Origin of the sequence: Streptomyces sp. NTH33 (genome assembly GCF_003236365.1) — a bacterium.
GTDB lineage: Bacteria > Actinomycetota > Actinomycetes > Streptomycetales > Streptomycetaceae > Streptomyces.
This window is the reverse complement of record NZ_POTZ01000459.1, coordinates 1-5,457: the sequence shown is the minus strand read 5'-3', so window position 1 is coordinate 5,457 and position 5,457 is coordinate 1. Positions and strand designations below refer to the sequence as shown.

Annotated in this window: 5 protein-coding genes and 2 pseudogenes; 5 read left to right on the top strand and 2 right to left on the bottom strand. The window is 71.7% G+C overall.

Annotation, left to right across the window (positions count from 1 at the left end; translation table 11 throughout):
* Positions 1–28: 28 nt before the first annotated feature.
* The 4 genes from C1I97_RS30410 to galK all read left to right on the top strand — a co-directional run bounded on the left by C1I97_RS30410 (position 29) and on the right by galK (position 4,083).
* Entirely contained in the window at positions 29–700 is a 672-nt protein-coding gene (locus C1I97_RS30410; RefSeq protein WP_111006312.1) for a helix-turn-helix transcriptional regulator, read from the top strand.
* Between the two features lie 201 nt (positions 701–901).
* Positions 902–1,963 carry a galactose-1-phosphate uridylyltransferase gene (gene galT, locus C1I97_RS30405; RefSeq protein ID WP_111006311.1) on the top strand — a complete coding sequence of 354 codons (1,062 nt, stop codon included), beginning with the start codon at positions 902–904 and terminating at the stop codon, positions 1,961–1,963.
* A complete protein-coding gene (galE, locus tag C1I97_RS30400) occupies positions 1,960–2,928 on the top strand; it encodes a UDP-glucose 4-epimerase GalE (RefSeq protein WP_111006310.1) in 969 nt (322 codons plus the stop codon). The genes galT and galE overlap by 4 nt, the downstream gene beginning before the upstream one ends.
* Complete coding sequence (gene galK, locus C1I97_RS30395) at positions 2,929–4,083, top strand: galactokinase (RefSeq protein ID WP_111006309.1); 1,155 nt, start codon at positions 2,929–2,931, stop codon at positions 4,081–4,083.
* Position 4,084: 1 nt separating this feature from the next.
* Here the strand turns inward: galK and C1I97_RS41935 are convergent.
* Positions 4,085–4,198, bottom strand: a pseudogene (locus C1I97_RS41935) (nuclear transport factor 2 family protein); the annotation flags it as partial.
* Between the two features lie 639 nt (positions 4,199–4,837).
* Between C1I97_RS41935 and C1I97_RS30385 the strand changes: the two are divergent.
* Positions 4,838–5,062: pseudogene (locus tag C1I97_RS30385) on the top strand (Uma2 family endonuclease); the annotation flags it as partial.
* A gap of 38 nt (positions 5,063–5,100) precedes the next feature.
* On the opposite strand, the gene C1I97_RS30380 reads toward C1I97_RS30385, so the two are convergent.
* Positions 5,101–5,457, bottom strand: a 357-nt coding sequence (locus C1I97_RS30380; protein ID WP_258382810.1) for a GNAT family N-acetyltransferase, incomplete at its 5' end; no start/stop codon positions are given.

Below are 5,457 nucleotides of genomic sequence, written 5' to 3'. Positions count from 1 at the left end.
GGAATCCGCTGGGGGGACTGGGGGCTCGATGGGAGTGCGGCTCATGGTGGTCGACGACCACCGACTGCTAGCCGAGGCACTGGCCTCGGCGCTGAAGCTGCGCGGGCACCGCGTGCTGGCCGCGGCGGCGCCGGCCGCCGGCGCGGCCGACGTCGTGATCAGCCGCGCGCCGGAGGTGTGCCTGCTGGGGACGGCGACGCCGGCCGAGCAGGGCACGTTCGACCCGGTGGTGAAGATCAAACGGGAGCGTCCCCAGGTCGCGGTGGTCGTCCTGGGGCCGGTCCCGTCCCCGCGCGGCATCGCGGCCGCCTTCGCCGCGGGCGCCACGGGCTACGTACGCCATGACGAGCGCATCGAGGGCGTCGAGCGGGCGATCGTCAAGGCCAGGGCGGGCGAGGCGGCGGTCGCCCCGCAACTGCTCCAGGGCGCCTTCAGCGAGCTGCTGAACCCCGCCGCCCAGCCGGACGACGAGGGACGGCGCCTGCTCCAGATGCTCACCCCGCGCGAGGTGGAGGTCCTGGTCCGCGTCGCCGAGGGCGAGGACACCCGCCTGATCGCGGCCGGCATGGGCATCGCCCCCAGCACGGCCCGCACCCACGTCCAGCGCGTCCTGATGAAACTGGACGTGGGCTCCCGCCTCGAAGCGGCGGCCCTGGCCGCCCGCACCGGCCTGCTGGACCAGGCGCCGCGCCCGACCTAGCCGCAGCACTCCCCGTCAACCGGTCAAGCCGTCAACCGGTCAAGCCGTCAACCGGTCAAGCGGTCGCACCTCACGCACCGTGCCCTCCTTCGGCATGCCCACAGATGATCGGTTGTGATGTGTTATGTTTGATTGTGTTGAGTGATTGGGTGAGTGGGTGCTGACGGGTGCGGGCCCGGGGACCAGGCAGGGAGTCCGACAGTGAAGAAGACCTCGACCCGGCTGGCCGACGGTCGTGAACTCATCTACTACGACCTGCGGGACGACACCGTGCGCGGCGCGCCCGACCGGCGCCCGCCGGCGCGCACGGTCACCACCTCCGGGATACGCCGGGACGTCCTGCTCGGCGACGCGGTCGCCGTCGCCTCCCACCGCCAGGGCCGCACCTACCACCCGCCGGCCGACGAGTGCCCCCTGTGCCCGTCCCGGGACGGAAGGCTGAGCGAGATCCCCGACCCGTCCTACGACGTGGTGGTCTTCGAGAACCGCTTCCCGTCGCTGGCCGGCGACTCGGGCCGCTGCGAGGTCGTCTGCTTCACCTCCGACCACGACGCCTCCTTCGCCGACCTGAGCGAGGAGCAGGCGCGGCTGGTGCTGGACGCGTGGACGGACCGCACGGCGGAACTGTCGCACCTGCCGTCCGTCGAGCAGGTGTTCTGCTTCGAGAACCGAGGGCCCGAGATCGGCGTGACCCTGGGCCACCCGCACGGCCAGATCTACGCCTACCCCTTCACCACCCCGCGCACGGCGCTGATGCTGCGCTCGCTGGCGGCCCACAAGGAGGCCACCGGCGGCGAGAACCTCTTCGACGCCGTCCTGGAACGCGAACTCGCCGACGAGCGGGTCGTCCTCGAGGGCGAACACTGGGTGACCTTCGTGCCGTACGCGGCGCACTGGCCCTACGAGGTCCACCTGTACCCCAGACGCCGCGTCCCCGACCTGCTCGCCCTCGACGAGGCGGCACGCGCGGAGTTCCCCCGGGTGTATCTGGAGCTGCTGAGGCGCTTCGACCGGATCTTCGGCAAGGCCGACTCCCCCACGCCGTACATCGCGGCCTGGCACCAGGCCCCGTTCGGCGCGCTGGAGGAGTTCGACGGGGTGACGCGCGACGACTTCGCGCTGCATGTCGAGGTTTTCACGATCCGCCGGACTTCCGGCAAGCTGAAGTTCCTCGCCGGCTCCGAGTCCGGCATGAGCGTGTTCATCAACGACGTGCCGCCCGAACGCGCGGCCGAGCGACTGCGGGAGGTAGCGGGTTCATGAGCGGGAAATACCTGGTGACGGGCGGCGCGGGCTACGTGGGCAGTGTGGTCGCCCAGCATCTGCTGGAGGCCGGCCACGAGGTCGTCGTGCTCGACAACCTCTCCACGGGCTTCCGCCAGGGCGTGCCGGCCGGCGCCTCCTTCGTCGAGGGCGACATCCGCGACGCCGCCAAATGGGTGGACTCCAGCTTCGACGCGGTGCTGCACTTCGCCGCCTTCTCCCAGGTGGGCGAGTCGGTGGTGAAGCCGGAGAAGTACTGGGAGAACAACGTCGGCGGCACGATGGCCCTGCTCGCCGCCATGCGCGAGGCGGGCGTACGCAAGCTGGTCTTCTCCTCCACGGCGGCCACGTACGGCGAACCGGAGCAGGTCCCGATCGTCGAGACCGCCCCCACTCGGCCCACCAACCCCTACGGCGCCTCCAAGCTCGCCGTCGACCACATGATCACCGGCGAGGCGGCGGCCCACGGCCTGGGCGCGGTCTCGCTGCGCTACTTCAACGTGGCCGGCGCCTACGGGACGTACGGCGAACGCCACGACCCCGAGTCGCACCTGATCCCCCTGATCCTCCAGGTGGCACAGGGCCGCCGGGAGGCGATCTCCGTCTTCGGCGACGACTACCCGACCCCGGACGGCACCTGCGTACGCGACTACATCCACGTCGCCGACCTGGCCGAGGCCCACCTCCTCGCCCTCAAGGCGGCCGTTCCGGGCGAGCACCTGATCTGCAACCTCGGCAACGGCAACGGCTTCTCCGTCCGCGAGGTCGTCGAGACCGTCCGGCAGGTCACCGGCCACCCCGTCCCCGAGGTCGTGGCCCCGCGCCGGGCCGGCGACCCGGCGGCCCTGGTCGCCTCGGCCGCCGCCGCCCGCGAGAAGCTCGGCTGGAACCCGTCCCGCGCGGACCTCGCGGGTATCGTCGCGGACGCCTGGGAGTTCGCCCAGCACATCGCAAGGGAGAGGTAAGTGGGGGCACTTGAGGTCCGGGAAGGCTTCACCGAGCTGTACGGCACCGCACCGGAGGGGACCTGGGCGGCACCGGGCCGCGTCAACCTGATCGGCGAGCACACCGACTACAACGACGGCTTCGTGATGCCCTTCGCGCTGCCGCACGCCACCCTCGCCGCGGTCGCGCGCCGGTCGGACGGCGTACTGCGCCTGCACTCGGCGGACGCTCCGGGAGCACCCGTGGAACTGCGGCTCACCGACCTGGCCCCGCAGTCCGACCGGACCTGGACCGCCTACCCCGCGGGCGTGCTCTGGGCCCTGCGCGAGGCGGGCCACGAGGTGACGGGCGCGGACGTCCACCTGTCCTCGACGGTCCCCACGGGCGCCGGCCTGTCCTCCTCCGCGGCCCTGGAGGTCGTGGTCGCCCTGGCCCTGAACGACCTCTACGCCCTGGGCCTGAAGGGCTGGCAACTGGCCCGCCTGTGCCAGCGCGCCGAGAACGTCTACGTCGGTGCCCCCACCGGCATCATGGACCAGACGGCCTCGGCCTGCTGCGAGCCGGGCCACGCCCTGTTCCTGGACACCCGCGACCTGTCCCAGCGCCAGATCCCCTTCGACCTGGCCGCCGAGGGCCTGCGCCTGCTGGTCGTCGACACCCGGGTCAAGCACGCCCACAGCAACGGCGAGTACGGCAAGCGCCGCACCGGCTGCGAGAAGGGCGCGGCCCTGCTGGGCGTGGACGCCCTGCGGGACGTGCCGTACACGGACCTGGACGCGACCCTGAAGCACCTGGCGGACGACGAGGAAGTGACCCGCCTGGTCCGCCACGTGATAACGGAGAACGCCCGCGTCGAACGCGTCGTCTCCCACCTGGAGTCAGGCGACTTGAGGTCCATCGGCCCGATCCTGACCGAGGGCCACGCCTCCCTGCGCGACGACTTCCGCGTCTCCTGCCCGGAGCTGGACCTGGTCGTGGAAACGGCCCTCACCTCCGGCGCCCTGGGCGCCCGTATGACAGGCGGCGGCTTCGGCGGCTCGGCGATCGTGCTCGCGGAGGAGTCCGACGTCCAGCCCCTCACCAAGGCGATCGAAGATGCCTTCGCGGCGGCGGACTTCACACCCCCGCGCGTCTTCGAGGCGGTGCCCTCGGCGGGGGCACGACGGCTGAACTGACCCAGTCGCCCTGCTCGGCATACATCTCAGCGATGTACTCAGGGTCGCCCTCGCCGATCCGGCGCAACAGCTCCTCCACCACAGCACGGGTGGTCGTGGGTACGGCTGACGACATGGCATCCCTCCCCTCCGGCACCGCGTCCGACGACCGACGCGGCGAGGTCACCACTCTCGCCGACTCCGAGGGACCGGCGCCATCACCTCCCGGGTAAACGCACGGAGCACCAAGACCCTCCTTTGCGAAAGCCCCCGGGCCGGGCGGTCGCGGCAGTGGCCCTGGGCAGCGGCGCTGCTGCTCCAGCTGACGAGACGAGCAGGGCTGATTGCCAGGTTGCGGAAGGCCGCGAGCACACGGAGCAGCCCGCCGTGCGGACCCGGCAGACACATCTGCGCCAAGTCCGTTGTGACGTCAGGCCCGCACCCAGGCGCTCGGAGTGGTCCCTGCGTCACACTCGTCGCACAGAACCTCGACGGCTTCGGCGGCTCGGCGATCGAAGGAGCCTTCGGCACGGCGGGCCGCGCGGTTCCACGCGTGGTCGAGGCGGTGCCTTCGGCGAGGCGAGGCGAGGCGACCGGACCGGCCTGACTCCCGCCGAGTCACCTCACCGGCCCGGTCGTCACCCTTTGTGATGACGTTCGTCGATTGCGGCGGTTACCGTGGACGGGCAGGCCGAGGATGCCGCCCATGCCCATGGGAGGAATCATGACCGCCGAGCCGACCGCCGAGCCCGGCTGCCGCTGGCCGGTGCCGCCCCGGGACCACGACACCAAGCCGCACAAGTACGCCGCAACGGGCATCCCGCACTTCTGGCTGGTCGAGATGAGCGGCTCCGACCACCACCCGGTGGTCCGCACCTACGAGCTCGACCCGCTGACCAAGACGTACGCCCTTACCGGCACCCACCGCGACCGGCTCGAGCCCGACGTGCCGTACGACATCGACATCGACATCACCACGGAGGCGCTCGACGCGCTCTGAGGGGCGCCGTCGGTTCGGATCAGGCGTCGGAGCAGGTGTCAGACCAGACGCTTCGTCAGGGTGTACTCCGTGATTCCCGGGGGGTAGTCCGGGACCACGCAGACCACCTCGTAGCCGTGCCGGCGGTAGAAGTCCGGGGCCTGGAAGTCCCAGGTCTCCAGGCGTACGGCCGTGCAGCCGCGCCTGTCGCGGGCGATGCGTTCGGCCCGCCCGAGGAGGCGGGAGCCGAGGCCCGCGCCGCGGTGGGGGGCGTCGACCCACAGGTACGTCACGTGCAGCCAGGACGCCCAGGTGTGGCCCACCAGGCCGCCGGCCAGCCCCCCCGAATCGTCCAACATCCAGACGTGCAGAGGTACTTCGCGGGCGGCGGGGGTTCTGCGCAGGGCGGCCAGCAC

What these genes read in the sequence shown, in the direction of transcription:
- C1I97_RS30410 (WP_111006312.1), top strand. Translation starts at nt 29, where the DNA reads ATGGGAGTGCGGCTCATGGTGGTCGACGACCACCGACTGCTAGCCGAG.
- galE (WP_111006310.1), top strand. Translation starts at nt 1,960, where the DNA reads ATGAGCGGGAAATACCTGGTGACGGGCGGCGCGGGCTACGTGGGCAGT.